At 66.0% G+C, this 15,335-nt stretch carries 15 protein-coding genes; 6 read left to right on the top strand and 9 right to left on the bottom strand.

The genetic code is table 11. The annotated features are described in order from the left end of the window. Positions 1-134: 134 nt before the first annotated feature. From EOA27_RS41905 to EOA27_RS02955, 6 genes are all read right to left on the bottom strand, one after another. Positions 135-1,688: an alpha/beta fold hydrolase gene (locus EOA27_RS41905; RefSeq protein WP_245467127.1), complete on the bottom strand. Its 1,554-nt coding sequence runs from the start codon at positions 1,686-1,688 to the stop codon at positions 135-137. 102 nt (positions 1,689-1,790) lie between these two features. Next, positions 1,791-2,093 carry a hypothetical protein gene (locus tag EOA27_RS02975; RefSeq protein ID WP_245491019.1) on the bottom strand — a complete coding sequence of 101 codons (303 nt, stop codon included), beginning with the start codon at positions 2,091-2,093 and terminating at the stop codon, positions 1,791-1,793. 30 nt (positions 2,094-2,123) lie between these two features. Continuing rightward, on the bottom strand, positions 2,124-3,080 hold the full coding sequence (locus tag EOA27_RS02970; protein ID WP_126083433.1) for an EamA family transporter: 957 nt from the start codon (positions 3,078-3,080) through the stop codon (positions 2,124-2,126). A gap of 102 nt (positions 3,081-3,182) precedes the next feature. Next, the gene (locus EOA27_RS02965; RefSeq protein WP_245467128.1) at positions 3,183-3,464 is read right to left on the bottom strand and encodes a hypothetical protein; all 282 of its coding nucleotides are present in this window, start codon (positions 3,462-3,464) and stop codon (positions 3,183-3,185) included. Between the two features lie 209 nt (positions 3,465-3,673). Further along, positions 3,674-4,825: an FAD-binding oxidoreductase gene (locus EOA27_RS02960; protein ID WP_189354033.1), complete on the bottom strand. Its 1,152-nt coding sequence runs from the start codon at positions 4,823-4,825 to the stop codon at positions 3,674-3,676. Between the two features lie 13 nt (positions 4,826-4,838). After that, on the bottom strand, positions 4,839-6,158 hold the full coding sequence (locus EOA27_RS02955; protein ID WP_127255434.1) for an aspartate aminotransferase family protein: 1,320 nt from the start codon (positions 6,156-6,158) through the stop codon (positions 4,839-4,841). A 699-nt stretch (positions 6,159-6,857) separates the two neighbouring features. On the opposite strand from EOA27_RS02955, the gene EOA27_RS02950 reads away from it, so the two are divergent. After that, positions 6,858-7,688: a hypothetical protein gene (locus EOA27_RS02950; RefSeq protein ID WP_127255432.1), complete on the top strand. Its 831-nt coding sequence runs from the start codon at positions 6,858-6,860 to the stop codon at positions 7,686-7,688. A gap of 909 nt (positions 7,689-8,597) precedes the next feature. Here EOA27_RS02950 and EOA27_RS02940 read toward each other — a convergent pair. The 3 genes from EOA27_RS02940 to EOA27_RS02930 form a co-directional block, all read right to left on the bottom strand. Further along, positions 8,598-9,578 carry a GlxA family transcriptional regulator gene (locus tag EOA27_RS02940; RefSeq protein WP_127249934.1) on the bottom strand — a complete coding sequence of 327 codons (981 nt, stop codon included), beginning with the start codon at positions 9,576-9,578 and terminating at the stop codon, positions 8,598-8,600. A gap of 118 nt (positions 9,579-9,696) precedes the next feature. Further along, the gene (locus EOA27_RS02935) at positions 9,697-10,044 is read right to left on the bottom strand and encodes a VanZ family protein (protein ID WP_127255428.1); all 348 of its coding nucleotides are present in this window, start codon (positions 10,042-10,044) and stop codon (positions 9,697-9,699) included. Positions 10,045-10,146: 102 nt separating this feature from the next. After that, positions 10,147-11,118 carry an AraC family transcriptional regulator gene (locus EOA27_RS02930; protein WP_127255426.1) on the bottom strand — a complete coding sequence of 324 codons (972 nt, stop codon included), beginning with the start codon at positions 11,116-11,118 and terminating at the stop codon, positions 10,147-10,149. A gap of 128 nt (positions 11,119-11,246) precedes the next feature. Here EOA27_RS02930 and EOA27_RS02925 point away from each other — a divergent pair, with 128 nt between their 5' ends. The 5 genes from EOA27_RS02925 to EOA27_RS02905 form a co-directional block, all read left to right on the top strand. Further along, complete coding sequence (locus tag EOA27_RS02925; protein WP_127255424.1) at positions 11,247-12,278, top strand: aldehyde reductase; 1,032 nt, start codon at positions 11,247-11,249, stop codon at positions 12,276-12,278. 102 nt (positions 12,279-12,380) lie between these two features. Beyond that, a complete protein-coding gene (locus EOA27_RS02920; RefSeq protein WP_126078038.1) occupies positions 12,381-12,926 on the top strand; it encodes a DUF1629 domain-containing protein in 546 nt (181 codons plus the stop codon). Between the two features lie 235 nt (positions 12,927-13,161). Next, complete coding sequence (locus tag EOA27_RS02915) at positions 13,162-14,022, top strand: xanthine dehydrogenase family protein subunit M (protein ID WP_126078039.1); 861 nt, start codon at positions 13,162-13,164, stop codon at positions 14,020-14,022. Beyond that, a complete protein-coding gene (locus EOA27_RS02910) occupies positions 14,022-14,498 on the top strand; it encodes a (2Fe-2S)-binding protein (RefSeq protein WP_042639662.1) in 477 nt (158 codons plus the stop codon). The genes EOA27_RS02915 and EOA27_RS02910 overlap by 1 nt, the downstream gene beginning before the upstream one ends. A 3-nt stretch (positions 14,499-14,501) precedes the next feature. Beyond that, on the top strand, positions 14,502-15,335 hold an 834-nt coding region (locus EOA27_RS02905; protein WP_145970250.1), incomplete at its 3' end, for a molybdopterin cofactor-binding domain-containing protein.

Raw genomic sequence — 15,335 nt, 5'->3', positions numbered from 1 at the left:
GAGGTGCGCGCCGACAAGCCGATCACGAAGCTGGAGACGTCGGTGCGCAACGAAGCCGGCGAGCTTTGCCTCACCGGCACCGCGACGGTTTTCACCGTGCCGCTCGCCAAGGGTTGAGGACTTCGCGTATCCGCTTACCTGCCCGCCGTCTCGGCGATGAAGGCGCGGACGTGGTCTATGAACTCCTCGAAGGCGGGTTCGCCTTCGAGCAGGATGTGGTTCTGGCTCTCGAGCTCGATGAAACGCGCGCCGGGAATGCCCGCGGCCATGGTGCGCCCGGATTCGACGGGAGCGACGTTGTCGTCGCGCGCGTGCAGCACCAGCGTCGGCACCTTCACCTTTTCCAGCAAATCGCTGACGTCGATCACTGAAAAGGCGCTCTGCAGGCGCCAGGCATCGTCGGGCGAGACAGTACGCAGCATCAGATCGTCCATCCAGGCGAAATGCTCGTGGGTGGCGCCGGGGATGAACATGGAGCAGAAGGCCTGGCGGAACATCGGGTTCGGCTTGCCCCAGCTCTCGCGCATCAGCGTCGCCACGGCCTCGCGCGTCGCGATCTCGCCGGCGTCGCCCCGCGCCCGCCAGCCTTTGACGTAACCGCCATAGAGGATCATGCCCGATACTTTCTCGGGATGGCGGATGGCGTAGGCGATCGAGACCGCACAGCTCTGCGACAGGCCGAGCAATGTGAAGCGGTCGAGCCCTGTCGCCTCGACCACGCGTTCGAGGTCGGACACCATGGTCTCGAACGAGATGTCGACGACCTGCCGCTGCGACAGGCCGTTGCAGCGTTCGTCATAGCGCACCAGCCGATTGTGGCGCGACAGTTCACGCATCCAGTGCCGCCAGATCGGGCTGTCCCAGTCGAAGGTGAGATGCGACATCCAGTGCGCGGCGCGCAGGATCACCGAGCCGCTGCCGGTGCTGGCATAGGCGAGCCTGGTGCCGTCGAGAGCCCGGCAGAATTGCACGGCGCGGCCGGGATCCTGCGGTAACACGCCGGGTTTCGACGGCGACTGCGGCGGCGTGGGGGGAGCAGCCTGCGGCGCGCGGCCGGTGGCCTGAGCGGCAGCCGACCGAACCTTCTCCTCCAGCGCCTCGGTCTCGGCCGCGAGGCCGGCGTCGTCCGGCAGGAGGCGGCGCAGGCGCCGGGCGAAGGGCAGCGCCCGTCGCGGCTCACCTGGCAGACGCTCGACCAGCTCGCGCAGGATGCCAAGCTCGACGATCTCCACCTCGCTGGCGATGGCCTGTCGCCAGGCTTCATAGTCGAAGCAGCGCTCGAGCGAGAGGTCGGCGAGAAAGCCGCCGCGGATCGAGGCCAGGACGGCTTCAAGCTCCTCGGTCGAGTGTGACGAAAGGTCAGCCTTCACCAGCGGCGCCAGCTGCGCATAGTCCGTCGCGATGTTGAGTACGACGGCGTTGCGGTCGGCGCTCAAAGCGGATTCGTCGGCGCCCAGCACCTGGCGGATCTTGGAGAGGCTCCAGCGCAAGGCGCCGCGCGGGTCGTCGGGAATGTCCCAGAATATCTCGCATAGCCGCTCGCGCTGATGCTGCCTGGCGGTGACGGCGAGGTAAGCGAGCAGCGCCCGCGTCTTGCGCGACGGCGGCAGGTCCAGCGGCTGGCCGTAGCGCGTGACCTGAAAATCGCCAAGCACGCGCAGTTCCAGCCTGTGCTGAGGGCCGTTCATGCGTTCACGCGCTTGTCGATCGCCATGGTCCCCTTCGGCCGAGGCCGCCGCTGCGAAGGGCAGCCAATAGCAAAAATGGCTAATTTAGGAAAGCTTGGCGGTTCAAGGCAGCAGCAGCTTCAATCGTGAGAGCCTGAGGCGCGCCAGGCGCCGCGCCGGGTTGTGAGAGGCTTCCAGGCCGGCCTCGACCAGGAAGGCCAAGGTCATCAACTCGATCAGGAATTCGTCGGCGGCGTCGAAAGTGGCGCGTGAGCCGGCAGCGAGATGCTTGAGCAGAGCGCGAGCTTCCTCGACTGCGTCGGCGCTGCCGGTGTCGATCAACGCTTCGAGCCTGGTGAAGCAATCCATGTCGATACTCTCCGCCCCGCCAAGGCGATAGATCGACTTGGCGGCGGAGACATCCACATATGTTAAGCGAGCTGCTTTGGGGCCTGCTCACGCCTTGGATCGAACCGCCCTTGGCTTGATGACCGTTGCCAGCACGACACCGACGACAATGAAGGCGGCGCCGAGCAAATCGTAATCGTGCAGGCTCTCGCCGAGCAGCAGATAGGCGAGGATGGCGACGAACAGCGTCTGCAGATAGAGCAGCATGCTTGCCCGGCTGGCGCCCAGCGTCTCGACGCTTTTGTTGTAGAGATAATACATCAGCGCACCACCGGGGCCGGCCAGATAAGCGAGCGCGAGCAGGCCATTGCCATTCAGGGCGGAGCGCTCGTCGTTGAATATCTCCCAGAGATGGAACGGCAGCGCCACCAGCGCGCCGGCGCCGAGCAGGAGGACCACCAATGGCAGAAGCTCGAGACCGAATTTGGAGCGGCGCAGCAGCACCGTGTAGAGCGCCCAGCAGAAGGCGCTGCCGACGATCCACAATTCGCCGATGTTGAAGCGCAGTTGCACCAGCGCGCCGATATTGCCATGCGCGACGATGACCAGCATGCCGGCAAGTGCCGCAACCGCGCCGAGCGCCTTCCAGAGGCCGAGCGGTTCGCCCAGCACCAGGCGCGCCAGCACCATGGTCATGATCGGCGACATCGCCATGATGATGCCGGCCGTGGTCGCGTCAGTGTCGTTCAGTCCACGGTAGATCATGCCCTGGCAAAATGTCAGGCCGATCGCGCCGACGGCGACGATCTCAAGGGGGCGGGATTTGAGAAGCGCCAGCATGGCGCCGTGATGGCGGTGCACGATCGGCAACAGGATGGCGCAGGCGAGCAAGAGCCGCCAGAAGCACAACCCCCAGGGCGGCATTTCCGGCGCCACCCATTTGGCCGCGATATAGACGCCGGCCGAAAGCAGCCAGCACAAGACGGCGGTCGGATAGCCGCCTAGCGAGGGTATCGAGATCGCGGCAGATTGCTCCGCCGGATGCGCTATCGGTATCGCCTGCATCGCATGCCCCCGTTCGAGAACGTCAGCCCAGACGTAAGCGGCAGTCTACCTCATCCCGGGCTTGTTCCCTATGGCCAGCGATGGAGGGTCACCGTCCAACGATCAGTGCGGTGTGTCGCTCGCCGGGTGCAACAAATCCCAGGCCGAGCCAACGCGACCATTGAACTGCGATGCGAAGCGTTCGGCCTCGATGTCTTCGAGACCGTCGTCGACAAGCGCCTCGATGCTTCGGCGCAGCAGAGCGAGCTGCATCCGCCGCGCATGACTCCTGTCGGTTTCGCGCATGATGGCCGTGACGTGATAGGCCACGACCGGCTGGCCGAGACAGGAGAGAAGCGCTCCCGACCCCGCCGTCGCCGCAGTGACTGCTTCCTCGATGTTCATGCCGGCGCTCCTCATCAAAGATGCTGGGCGCCTCCCCGGCAGATGGCGGCGATGGCGCCGCTTCTTTTCTAATTCCGGCGTCGCGAGACCATCGCTCGCGGCCAGACTCAAGTATCCTCCAGAACACTATTGAAGGCGACCGGATAGTTAATTGATGGTTAACGCGAACGGTCGCATCTTGGACGTTCGGCCCCGTCAAAACACATCGGTCAGTGGCCGGGAATGTTGCGCTCGGCCGATGGCGCGAGGCTCTGCGAGCCAGGTACCGAAACCGGCGCGCCCTGAAGCACCCAGTCGGCGGCGATCTGGCCGATGACCGGGGCGAGCTGGATGCCGTAGCCGCCGGCGCCGGCGGCGGTGATCAGCGCCGGCTCCGAGACATCGATCGGCCCGACAAAGGGGCGATGGTCGGCGGTCACCGGGTAGAGGCCCGCCCAGCCCCGGCCGAGCCGCGCGCCAGGCAGGTCGGGCACACGTTCCAGAAGCAGCTCCGCCAGATCGACCTTCGACTGCTCCTCGCACTGGTCGTTGTAATTGTCGGGGTCTTCCGGCGCGGTCGAATTCACCTTGTGGATCTCGGCGATCAGCTCGCCCGGTTTTTCGTGGCGGAAGTTGAGGCCGCTGCCTTCGCCGTTCACCAGGTCCATCACCATCGGCATGGTGTAGCCGAGCGGCGCGTCGAGATGGATGACGACGGCTTCGTGGCGCTCTGGCCAGATGTGCAGGCGCTGGCCGAAAAGTGCTGCGACCTGCGGAGCCCAGGCGCCGCCCGCATTGACCACGGCGTCGGCATCCACCGGGCCATGACTGGTCTCCAGCGTATAGCCGCCCGGCCGCCGTTCTGCGCCAAGCAGCTTGCGGTACTGGCGGATCTCGCCGCCCTTGGCGCGCACGATGCCGGCCAGGAAATTGCACATTTCATGCGGATCGAGGAAGCCGTTGTCGGGTCCGAACAACCCGCCTTCGAGGCCGTCGGGATTGATGTGCGGCACGAGGTCCCGGAGCTCGTTTGCGCGGACCAGGCGCGACCTTAAGCCCGCCTCGCCCTGGATCTCGACCGATTTCGCGAACAGCGCCATCTGCGCTTGCGTGCGCGCCAGCCGCAGATAGCCGATATGGTTGAAGCGTAGCCCCTCGCCTTCCCATTGGCGGAACCGGCGCAGCGAATGGACGCGCAGCAGGATCTCGAACGGATCGGTCAGCTGCGATCCGACGACGCCGACCGAGCGGCCGCTCGACCCCGAAGCGATCGACTGCGCTTCGAGCACCGTGACGCGCGCGCCCTGCTCGACGACATTGAGCGCCGTGCACATGCCCAGCGTGCCCGCGCCGATCACCACGACATGAGGAGAAGCTGTCATCTGTGGCCTGCCTTCAGGATTGCGCGGCGATGTCGCCCAGGGTCTCGTCGATCGCTTGAAGGATGGCGCCGGCATCCGCCTCGGTCATCGGCGTCGACAGCGCGAACAGGCCGTAGCTGGCGGAGAGCACGCCGCGGTCGAGCAGGCCCTTGTGGAAGGCGTCGGACTTCGCGCGCTCGGCCTGGCCCGGATAGACGGAGCGATAATCGGTGACGGGGTGCGAGGTGAAATGAACCTTGAACAGCGAGCCCAGGCCAACACACTGGCCGGCAAGACCGTGCTTTTGGAATGAGGCGGTGACGCCATCGCGCAATAAATTCCCGAGCCGATCGAGATGGCCGAAGCTTTCTTTCGTCAGCGCCCGCATCGAGGCAAGGCCGGCGCGCATCGTCACCGGATTGGCGGTGAAGGTGCCGCCATGCGGAAGCGCGGGCTTGCCGGCGGTCGGATCGACCACCGCCATGATATCGGCGCGCCCGCCCACCGCGCCGACCGGAAAACCGCCGCCGATGATTTTTCCGAGCGCCGTCAGGTCGGGCTCGATGCCCCACAGGCCTTGCGCGCCGGACCATCCCAGCCGGAACGAGATGACCTCGTCGAAGATGACCAGCGCGCCCGCCGCATGAGCGATCTCGACCATGGCCTGAAGGTAATCCTTGCGCGCCCGGATGAGGCCGGCGCGGTTGGGCATCGGGTCGATCAGCACGGCCGCGATGCTGTCGCCCTCGGCGGCGAAGACGGCGCGCAACGCTTCGCTGTCGTTGAAGGGCACGGCGATCACGTCGTCCAGCACGCCGCGCGGCGTGCCCTTGGCGTAAGCCGTAGACCTTGGCAGGTCACCCCAATTGGCCGGCGAGGAATCCAGGCTCACTTCGGCGAAATCGTAGGAGCCGTGATAGGCGCCCTCGATCTTGACGATCTTCGGCCGCAAGGTGAAGGCGCGCGCGGCCTTGATCGCCATCATCACGCCCTCCGTGCCGGAGTTGGTGAAGCGGACCTGGTCGACCGAGGGCAGCCGCTCGACCAGGAGCTCGGCGAGCTCGATCTCGCTCGGCGTCGGCGCGCCGAAGGCGGTGCCTAGCGGCAGCTGCCCGGCCACGGCCGCGGTGACGTCGGGATGGGCGTAGCCATGGATCATCGCGGTGAAATTGTTGATGCAGTCGTAATAGGCATTGCCGTCGACATCCCAGACCCGGCACCCCTCCCCGCGTTCGGCGTACACCGGAAACGGATCGACAAAGACCGTGGTGCGCGTGTTGCCGCCCGGCATCACCTTCCTGGCGCGTTCGAACAGGGCCTTCGATCCGGGCATGGCGTCGGGATAATGCGGCATGGCTCTCCGAGGCGAGTTCGACTGCTGAAACAGCGACGCAACCGCCGCTCGTCTCGTAGCTACGGTTCGTTTCCACGCCGCGCAATCGGCCAGACCGGGCATGCGAGGTGACCAGGTCCTTCCCATCCGCTGTCACGGCGACTCCGGCCATGCCGGGTGAAGGATTGCCTGCTGCGCCCGCCAGCCGCAGATAGCCGATCTGGTTCAATTGAGAACTCTCGCTCTTCCCGCTGGCGAAAACGAGGCAGCGCATGAATGCGAAGCATGATCTCGCTTTGAGCGTCCGACGCTGGTCGACGGCCGTCGACAAGTTCACCATCGGAACGGCCACGCCCGATATCTAGTCCATTTGGATGATGCTTCCTACGCCAGAAGACGTATCTGGTATAACCGGTCGGAACAATTCTAAAACGGCAAGATTTTCACAGTTGTTGATTCACTTCAACATGGGGCATACTGCTACAATGAAGAAATCTTAATCCAAGCACGCGCAGCCACTATGGCGTGTTTCTTGAGCACCGCGAGGAATGCCCAGCAAACAGAGGACCGTGGCCAGTGACACTCACACATGGATCTTACGAGGAGTTCGACACACGCCTGGCATGGGTTCGCTTCAGCATGCGCCACTGGAGGTGGAGCGCCATTCCGGGATGCATCCTCCTCCTGGGGGCGATATCCCCCGCAGACAATGGCGCCGAAATGCAGCAGCAGATCGTTGCGGCGCGGGGCGAACTGGCGTCGACAAAGGCTCAGTTGGACCTAAGCCAGCACGCTGAGCGTAAGGCGAGCGCGCAGGCAAAGGTGTTGGCCGGCACTTCCGCGGAGCAAGCAAAAGCGCTGAATGAGGCGAACCAGAGCAACGAAGCCCTCAAACTCGATCTGGAGGCGGCGCAGCGCGTCATCGAAGGACTGAAAGCACAAGCCGTTTCCTCGAACGAAGCACGCAGCGCCATGGAAGCGTCCCTGGCCGAGGCGAACCAATCGCTCGCCGATGAGCGGCATAAGGTCGAGCAATCCGAGCAAGAACTCGCCATGGCCCGCCAGGCCGCCGACGCCGAAAAGAAACGCGCAGATTTGGCCGTGGCTGAGCGAGCCACCGACCTCCAGCTGGCGGTCGCTGCCGCAAGACATGCCAACGAAGCATTGGACCTGGAACGTGCCCACGCGGTTTCGGCCGCAAGCGATCTTGACGGCGCCCGTCGGGAAAGAGACGCGGCAAAGCAGACATCCGCCGACTTGAGCGCAGCATTGGAGCAAGCGCGTCAAAGACTGACCGACATGTCCGTTGCCCTTACCGCTGCGCGAAAGGCGATCGAACTGGTCAACGCGCAAGGTGCGTGCCGCACAGAGCAAACAGAGCGCGCCACGCGTTCCGCCGCAGTTTCCCTTGCCGGCCAGGATGGCAAACTTGTCCGTCAAACAGGCTTGCAGGGCAAGATCAAAGCGAAGATGCCAGGATCACCGAAACGGGATCTGGTGGAGACGACGATTACGCTCCCCGACGCCTTGCTGCCGCCCCCGCCTCGATGACCATCGCCAGGAGCACAATTGGGTTAGCACGAACGCATGCCGCAGGAGGGTCCCGAAATGGGCAAATACGTGGCAGTCGCCATGATGATAGCAGTCGCTACCGGACCGGCGGCGGCCCTTGATGTCGGTGGTAGCGGCAAGGTCGGCGGCGTTGGCGTTGGCGCTGGAGTGAGCGCCGGATCGCAAGGTGTTTCCGCAGGGGTGGGGGCAAGTTTCGGCGGTGCGGGCGGCGCAAGTGTTGGCGCGTCAGCGGGCACAGGAGGCGTAAGCGTTGGTGCGTCGGCGAGCGCAGGTGGGACGAGTGTCGGCGCGTCCGCGAAGGCTGACACAGGGTCAGTCGGCGCGGGCGTTTCGGTTGGCAGTGCTCCAGACAGCGCAAGCGCGGGCGTTTCAACAGGTGCCGGCACAGCAACGTCAGGCACCACGGTCGCCGCGCCCCCCGACGACCCCAGCGTTCTCTCTGCCAAAAGCGCAACAACCGCGATCGGCCTGCCATCCACCCTCAAGCCCTCGAGCAACGGTGCCGGCGAGTTTGGGCGATCCACGGCGGGCTATCCTTTTGCGCCCCTGTTATCGCTGAAAGCGAAGCCAGGCACGCCGACCAACGTCGTGAGCGCGTGCCGTGCGGCGATCGGGTCGGCCGCGACGCCCCTTGGCGCCGTGCGCGTATACGCGGTCAGCGCCGGTCCGATGCGCCAACGCAAGGCCGGTCTGGCGGCGCCGATCGAGGTGCGAATAACCTATGCGCTCCGAGATGGCGTCCAAGTGCGACAAGCGAAAGTCCTGTGTCGCCTTAGCGCAACGGGAAAGGTTATCGCGGTAACGTAGCAACCGGCCGGCATTGGCCTGGACACCGGCGGAGTTGCCCGCTTTACCGAGATCGTGCACAGGGCCCGCTACTTGGCACCGCTACCTGGCAACGTCATTCGCCACTGTCCGGTTCGGGTGCCTCAGATGGGTCGGCGTGATGCCGGTCTGCTGGCGGAAGACGCGGCTGAAATGGCCGGCATTGGGGAAGCCGCAGCGATAGGCGATCTCGCCGATGGCGAGGTCGCTGCCTTCCAGCAGCGACTTTGCGTAGTGCACCCGCAGCGCCAGGTAGGCGGCCATCGGGCCGATGCCGAGCTCGGCGCCGAACAGGCGCTCAAGCTGGCGGCGCGAGCAGTTCATTCTGGCGGCGATCTCGGCGACCGAGAGCGTCTCCTGCAGGTTGCTCTCCATCAGGAGCAGCGCCCGCTTCACCGCGCGGCTCGCGGCCGCGGGGAAGAGGTCGCCGACCGGCTGCACGTCGCGGCTGGAGCGGATGCGGTCGAGCACCAGGATCTTGGCCGCCTTCTCGGCCGCCTTCTGGCCGATGAATTGCGAGACGAAATAGCCGGCGAGGTCGGCGGCACCGGTGCCGCCAGCGCAGGTGGCGCGGCCGCGATCGACGGAATAGAGGCTGTCGGCATGGGCGCTCACATCGGGGAACTCGGCGCGGAAATCCTTGATGTGGAACCAGCTGACCGCGGCGCTGTAACCGTCGAGCAATCCGTAGCGCGCCAAAACGAAGCTGCCGGTGCAGAGGGCGGTCAGCGGCACGCCCTTTTCGGCGGCGCGCATCAGGAACGCCTCCTTTTCCGAACTCAGCCTGCGGCTGGTGTCGAGCAGGCCGCCGACCACCACGACATTGTCGAAATCCTCCGGATTGCCGATCGCCTTGGTCGGCAGCAATTCGACGCCACAGCTGGCGCGGATCGGCAGGCCGCGCTCGCCAACGATCTCCCAGTCGAACTCGACCCGGCGGCTGCGGTCGCCCTCGTCGCCGGCGAGCCGCAGCGTGTCGATGAACAGCGACAGCGGCGAGAGCGTGAAATCGCGCACCAGGAGAAAGGCGAACTTCTTGGCCATCGGCTTCCGGGATCGTCCATCGTTCGACCGCAGCTTATGCGGAAATCCTTGCGGCGAGCCCTCTGAATACGACGTGCATGAGGTCGCAACACTACCCGCCCGAGCCGGCTGGAATGCTCTAGCGCCGCTCGGCGGCGCGGCTTACCCACGTGATGACGAAGCGCCCCAGGACAATCCCCACGACGCCGGCCGCCGCCTTGAGCAGGCCATCGACAAAACGCGCGTGCCGGCCAGGGTCGAACAGTTGCAGGACCTCGAGAACGCCGGCCACCGCGCAAACGAACAGCACGGTCTGCGTCACGCGGGACGGGAACCCGAGCGCCAGGGCCAGCCCCAGCAGGACGTAGGCCAAGGCGCGCTCGATGTTGGGGTCGCTCAAGCGTGGCCGCAGCTCGATGGGCGACAGCGTCGCGAAGGTGATGAGAGCCAGCAGGGCGAGCGCGGCGAGACGGGAAATGGAGGTCATCCCCGCTCTTACAGGCCGCAGGCCGCGATAACAATATTGCCGGTGCCCGGCCGCGGATTGGTCCGCCCACGCCGGCGGCGCCATGCCTTTCCGGCGATGCCGTCAGGCCGGGACGGCATCAGCGCCCTTGCCCGGCAAAGGCTGGCTGAAGCCCTTCCGGCCGTTCAGCGACGCCCGATACGCCATCGGCGACTTGCCGTTGACGCGTTTGAAGGCGTTGCTGAAGGCGCTTTCGGACGTATAGCCGAGCGTGCGGGCGACGACGGCCACGGGCGTCCGCTCCTCGCGCAAGGCGCGCTCGGCAAGGCGCATGCGCCATTCGGTCAGATAGGCCAGGGGCGCGATGCCGGCGACCGTCCTGAAATGGACGGCGAATGAGGTGCGCGACATGGCGCAGGCTTTCGCCAGCTCCTCCAAATGCCAGGCGCGCGCCGGGTCGCCATGCATCAGGCGCAGCGCCGGCGCGATGCGCGGCTCGGCCAGCGCCTTGAGCCAGCCGGCGGGCATCAGGCTCGCTCTGTCGAGATGCGAGCGCAGGATCTCGATGAAAAGCAGTTGCGTCAGCTGCGCCGAGGCGAGCTGCGCGCCGGGCTGGCCGGCGTCCCTTTCTTCGATCAGCCGATCGAGCAGCCAGCGGAAGATAGCCGCCTGGGGCGACGCCGCGCGCGTGTGGATCCATGGCGGCAATAGATCGGCGAGCAGCCCGCCGCGCGCCGGATCGAGCAGGACATGGCCGCCGATATGGGCGAATTCCGAGCCGTCGCCGAGCGTCGCCAGCGTGCGGCCGGCGCCGGTGAACAGGCTCATCGCGTCGACCGGTGGAACGCTCGGGTCGCTCGCGAGCACGAAGCTGCGCCGCGCCGCCAGCAGCCCGACATCGCCGGTCTCGAAACGGAAGGGTTTTGGCTCGCCTTCGAGGGTGACCCAGCAGCTGCCCTTCACCACGGCGAAGAACTTGATCTTGTCGCGTCCGGGGAAGCTGATCGCCCACGGACCGCCGGCGGTGAAGCCGCCCGTGACGACCGCCTCGGCATTGGTGAGCGTGAGAACATCGGAGAAGGGATCGACGGTCATTTCCGTACTCTCGCGCAGAGAATGCGGATTTTCAAGCATTCACAGTTCAGAAGCGCCGTCCTACCTAGCGCCCATCCGACGCATCGCCATTGGATGCGGCGCTCCATTCCAGACCCCAGAGTCATCAAATGACCGACAAACTCGTCCTGGTGACCGGCGGCACCGACTTCATCGCGCAACATTGCATGCTGGCGCTGCTGAAGGCGGGCTACCGCGTGCGCACGACCATCCGCTCGCCAGGGCGGGAAGCGGAGGTGCGCGCGCACCTCGAGGTCGGCGGCGTCGATGCGGGAAACCGCCTCTCCTTCGTCATCGCCGATCTCACCGACGACCGCGGATGGGCGGAAGCGGCGGCCGCATGCGACTATGTGATGCATGGCGCCTCGCCGACGCCTTCCGGCGACCAGACCAGCGAGGAGGATTGGATCGGGCCCGCCGTCAACGGCAATTTTCGGGTGCTCAGGGCCGCGCGCGACGCCGGCGTCAAGCGCGTGGTGCTGACATCGGCCTTCGGCGCGATCGGCGTCGGCCACAAGCGGGACCACCGGCGGCCCTTCGACGAAACCGACTGGAGCAACCTCAACGGCAATGTCGCGCCCTACCAGAAATCGAAGACGCTTTCCGAGCGCGCCGCCTGGGATTTCGTGGCGCGCGAAGGCAATGGCTTGGAACTGGCTGCGGTCAATCCGGTCGCCGTCTATGGGCCGGTGCTGGGCGCCGACTATTCGCACTCGATCAGGCTGATCGCCAACATGCTGGAGGGGCAGCCGGGATGCCTCAATGTCAGTTCCTGCTGCGTCGACGTGCGCGACGTGGCGGACCTGCATCTGCGCGCCATGACCGATCCGGCCGCCAAGGGCGAACGCTTCCTCGCAACCGTGGGCGAGAGCATGTGGATGGTCGAGATCGCCGAACTGCTGCGGCAGCGGCTGGGCAAGGCGGCCGAAAAAGTGTCGACACAGGTGTGGCCCGACGAGCAGGTGCGCATCGCCGCCGAAACCAACGCGCAGCTCAATGGCGTGGTACCGCTGCTCCACTACGACATGAGCGCGACGGGCAGGAAGGCCGAGCGCCTGCTGGGCTGGACACCCAGATCGCGCGAGGAGGCGATCATATCCTGCGCCGAGAGCCTGATCCGGCTTGGCCTGCTGCGCGGCTGAGTTCCTTGAACGGCGCGCGCGGCCGGTGCATGTTCCCCGCGCGCTTTCGGCGAACCGCCTGGAACCGCGATCCTCGAACGAAACCAGCGGAGCCATCGGGCGATGACGACCATCCATCAGTTCGCCGTGTCGGAGGGGCAGGAATGGATGCTGCCGGCCGATGACGACGCCTACGAGGAATTCTTCGGCCTCGACGGACGATCGCTCAAGGGCTGGAAGCCGCCGGTGATGCGGCGCGCCGAGGAAGGCGAGCGGCTCTATTCCGATTTCCCCTGGCTCGGCGAGCATGCGCCGCTGTTGCGCCGGCCGGCTGTCGAGGCGCTGGCGGCGGCGTTGCGGCCTTATGGCGAGCTTGTGGCGCTGCGCGGCGAGGAGGTCTGGCTGCTCAACGTCACCCATGTGATCGACGCGCTGGACGAGGCGCGCTCGCAAATCGTGCGGTTCGACGGCGGCGACATATTGGCGATCGAGCGCTACGCCTTCGACGCGGAGAAGATCGGGAGCGCTGAAGTGTTCAAGCTGCCGATGCGGGCTTCTCCGGTCTTCGTCAATGACGTGTTCGTCGAGCGGGTGCGCAAGGCCGGGTTGCGCAATGTGTCGTTCGAGCCGGTATGGACATCGGGAACGGCAATCGCGTCAGGCGAATAGCAGTTTTGCGGTTTGTGGCGGAGACGGGCAATGACCAGCGCCGGCGCCGCCCCTCATCCGCCCTTCGGGCACCTTCTCCCCGTATAGAGACGGGGAGAAGGAACTGGCCCTGGTCCTGCCTCTGGGCGCATCTGGAGCATGGCTCTGGCCCAACCCGCACATGCATGAACGGGATGGCCATTATAACCAGACGCTTTATAACGGGCGATCTGGTTATGACCTCCAAGGGGAGACGATGCGTTACATACGTCCGCTTTCAATCGAAGATGCCGTTGGCGAGCTCGCCAAGGCGGTAGGACCGGCCGCCATCCTGGCCGGAGGCAGCGACTTGCTGGTGAGGATGAAGGGCGGCTTCATCGAGCCCGAGCTGATCGTCGACATCAAGCGCATAGGCGGCCTGGCCGACATCACGGAAACGGCTGACGGCTTCCGCATCGGCGCCGCCGTGCCCTGCGCGGTGCTGGGCGAGAACAAGGCTGTGCGCAAGGCATGGCCGGGCGTGGTCGAGGCCGCGAACCTGATCGGCTCCAAGCAGGTGCAGGGCCGCTGCACCATCACCGGCAATCTGTGCAACGCATCGCCCGCCGCCGACAGCGTGCCGGCGCTGGTGGCCGCCGGGGCCAAGGCCGTCGTCGCCGGGCCTTCGGGCAAGCGCACCATTGCCGTCGAGACCGTGCCGACGGGACCGGGCCGCACGTCGCTCGCCAAGGGCGAGATCATCGAGGCGATCCTGCTCGACAAGCGTCCTGAGCAGGCGGGCGATGCCTATCTGCGCTTCATTCCGCGCACCGAGATGGACATCGCGGTGGTGAGCGCCGGCGTGAACCTGACGCTGGACGAGCATGGCGCGATCAAGACCGCGCGCGTGGCGCTGGGCGCCGCGGCGCCCACGGTGCTTCTGGTCGAGGAAGCGGGCCAGGTGCTGGTCGGCTCGAAGCTCGACGAGGCGACGCTGGAGCGGCTGGCGAAGATCTGTTCCGGCGCCTGCCGGCCGATCGACGACAAGCGCGGCACCATCGAATTCAGACGGAAAGTGGCGGGCGTGCTGGCAAGGCGCGTCGCGGCAATCGCCTACAAGCGTGCGGGAGGCAAATAATGGCCGGTGTAGCTGTATCAACCACGATCAACGGCGATGCCGTCGAATATCTCTGCCAGCCCGACGAGACGCTGCTGGAAGTGCTGCGCGATCGCCTCGGCCTGACCGGCGCCAAGGAAGGCTGCGGCACCGGCGACTGCGGCGCCTGCAGCGTCATCGTCGACGGCAGGCTCGTCTGCTCCTGCCTGGTGCTGGGCGCGGAAGCGGAAGGCCGCAAGGTCGAGACCATCGAAGGCATGGCGCATGGCGACCAGCTGCACCCGCTGCAGCAGAAGTTCCTGGAGCATGCGGCGCTGCAATGCGGCGTCTGCACGCCCGGCTTCCTGATCGCTGCCAAGGACCTGTTGGAGAAGAACCCCTCGCCCACCGAGGAGGAAATCCGCTTCGGCCTCGCCGGCAACCTTTGCCGCTGCACCGGCTATGACAAGATCGTGCGCGCCGTCCAGGACGCAGCGAACGTGATGAAGGGAGCCTGATCCATGAATTTCGATCCGCGCTTTTCAGGACGCCAGTTCGCTTCCGTCGGCACGCGCCCGATCCGCCCCGACGGCATCGACAAGGTGACGGGCCGCGCCCGCTACGGCGCCGACTTCAACATGGCCGGCCAGCTGGTGGGCCGGATCCTGCGCAGCCCGCATGCGCATGCGGTGATCAAGAGCATCGACACGTCCAAGGCGGAAAAGCTCGCCGGCGTGAAGGCGGTGATCACGGCGAAGGACCTGCCGGACCTCACCGATGGCGACGCCGCCATGTACGACATCCTCGACAACTCGATGGCGCGCAAGAAGGCGCTCTATGACGGCCATGCGGTGGCCGCGGTGGCGGCGATCGACGCCCGCATCGCCCGCCAGGCGCTGAAGCTGATCGAGGTCGAGTATGAGGTGCTGCCGCATGTCACCGATGTCGACGAGGCCGCGCACCACCACGCGCCGCTGATCAACGACCAGGTCTTCACCGAGGGCCTCGAGGAAAAGCCGGCCAAGCCTTCCAACGTCACCAAGCGCACGCAGTTCGGCCATGGCGACGTCCACAAAGGTTTTGCCGAGGCCGATTTCGTCGTCGAGCGCTCCTTCAAGACCGAGCAGACGCATCAGGGCTATATCGAGCCGCATGCCTGCGTGGCGAGCGTCAACGCCGACGGCACGGCGGACCTGTGGGTCTGCACGCAAGGCCATTTCGTCTACCGCCAGCATTGCGCCCAGCTGCTCGGGCTCGAAGCCTCGAAGCTGCGCGTCACCTCGTCGGAGATCGGCGGCGGCTTCGGCGGCAAGACCCATGTCTGGGCCGAGCCGGTGGCGCTGGCGCTGTCCCGC

Source organism: Mesorhizobium sp. M2A.F.Ca.ET.037.01.1.1, assembly GCF_003998075.1.
Taxonomy (GTDB): domain Bacteria; phylum Pseudomonadota; class Alphaproteobacteria; order Rhizobiales; family Rhizobiaceae; genus Mesorhizobium.
The sequence above is the reverse complement of the archived record's forward strand: the minus strand, read 5'-3'. Positions and strand labels throughout refer to the sequence as shown.

Excerpts from the sequence above, each read along its gene's own strand:
- EOA27_RS41905 (WP_245467127.1), bottom strand. The coding sequence starts at position 1,688 with ATGAACGGCCCTCAGCACAGGCTGGAACTGCGCGTGCTTGGCGATTTT.
- EOA27_RS02970 (WP_126083433.1), bottom strand. The coding sequence starts at position 3,080 with ATGCAGGCGATACCGATAGCGCATCCGGCGGAGCAATCTGCCGCGATC.
- EOA27_RS02965 (WP_245467128.1), bottom strand. The coding sequence starts at position 3,464 with ATGAACATCGAGGAAGCAGTCACTGCGGCGACGGCGGGGTCGGGAGCG.
- EOA27_RS02960 (WP_189354033.1), bottom strand. The coding sequence starts at position 4,825 with ATGACAGCTTCTCCTCATGTCGTGGTGATCGGCGCGGGCACGCTGGGC.
- EOA27_RS02955 (WP_127255434.1), bottom strand. The coding sequence starts at position 6,158 with ATGCCGCATTATCCCGACGCCATGCCCGGATCGAAGGCCCTGTTCGAA.
- EOA27_RS02950 (WP_127255432.1), top strand. The coding sequence starts at position 6,858 with ATGCAGCAGCAGATCGTTGCGGCGCGGGGCGAACTGGCGTCGACAAAG.
- EOA27_RS02940 (WP_127249934.1), bottom strand. The coding sequence starts at position 9,578 with ATGGCCAAGAAGTTCGCCTTTCTCCTGGTGCGCGATTTCACGCTCTCG.
- EOA27_RS02935 (WP_127255428.1), bottom strand. The coding sequence starts at position 10,044 with ATGACCTCCATTTCCCGTCTCGCCGCGCTCGCCCTGCTGGCTCTCATC.
- EOA27_RS02930 (WP_127255426.1), bottom strand. The coding sequence starts at position 11,118 with ATGACCGTCGATCCCTTCTCCGATGTTCTCACGCTCACCAATGCCGAG.
- EOA27_RS02925 (WP_127255424.1), top strand. The coding sequence starts at position 11,247 with ATGACCGACAAACTCGTCCTGGTGACCGGCGGCACCGACTTCATCGCG.
- EOA27_RS02920 (WP_126078038.1), top strand. The coding sequence starts at position 12,381 with ATGACGACCATCCATCAGTTCGCCGTGTCGGAGGGGCAGGAATGGATG.
- EOA27_RS02915 (WP_126078039.1), top strand. The coding sequence starts at position 13,162 with ATGCGTTACATACGTCCGCTTTCAATCGAAGATGCCGTTGGCGAGCTC.
- EOA27_RS02910 (WP_042639662.1), top strand. The coding sequence starts at position 14,022 with ATGGCCGGTGTAGCTGTATCAACCACGATCAACGGCGATGCCGTCGAA.